This is a genomic window from Comamonas sp. GCA5 (assembly GCF_036541385.1).
GTDB classification, from domain to species: domain Bacteria; phylum Pseudomonadota; class Gammaproteobacteria; order Burkholderiales; family Burkholderiaceae_C; genus Comamonas; species Comamonas aquatica.
Genome location: NZ_JAZHFR010000285.1, coordinates 1 through 240, shown reverse-complemented (window position 1 = coordinate 240; position 240 = coordinate 1). Strand labels below are relative to the sequence as shown.

Annotated in this window: 1 protein-coding gene; it reads left to right on the top strand. The window is 56.2% G+C overall.

From position 1 onward, the window contains the following. The first annotated feature begins 30 nt into the window (after positions 1 to 30). A complete protein-coding gene (locus tag SJH88_RS19650; protein ID WP_420921769.1) occupies positions 31 to 144 on the top strand; it encodes an IS3 family transposase in 114 nt (37 codons plus the stop codon). Positions 145 to 240: the final 96 nt, after the last annotated feature.

Sequence of the window (240 nt, the reverse complement as noted above, 5' to 3'; positions counted from 1 at the left end):
GTTTATGGGACGGTCAAAGTCTGGAAGCAGATGCACCGAGAGGGCTTACCCATTGCCCGCTGCACCGTACAACGACTGATGCGCAAGCTGGGCCTGGAAGGCGCAAGGCGTGGCAAGAAGGAGGGTGTGCAAAATTTTGTGTAAACGGCCAATCAACAGCCGGCGCAAGCCGGCCTGTCCGTAAACACTATGAACACCAAGAAACACGACGTACCCGAAGAACTGCTGTCTGGCCTGCTG

What these genes read in the sequence shown, in the direction of transcription:
- SJH88_RS19650 (WP_420921769.1), top strand. Translation starts at nt 31, where the DNA reads ATGCACCGAGAGGGCTTACCCATTGCCCGCTGCACCGTACAACGACTG.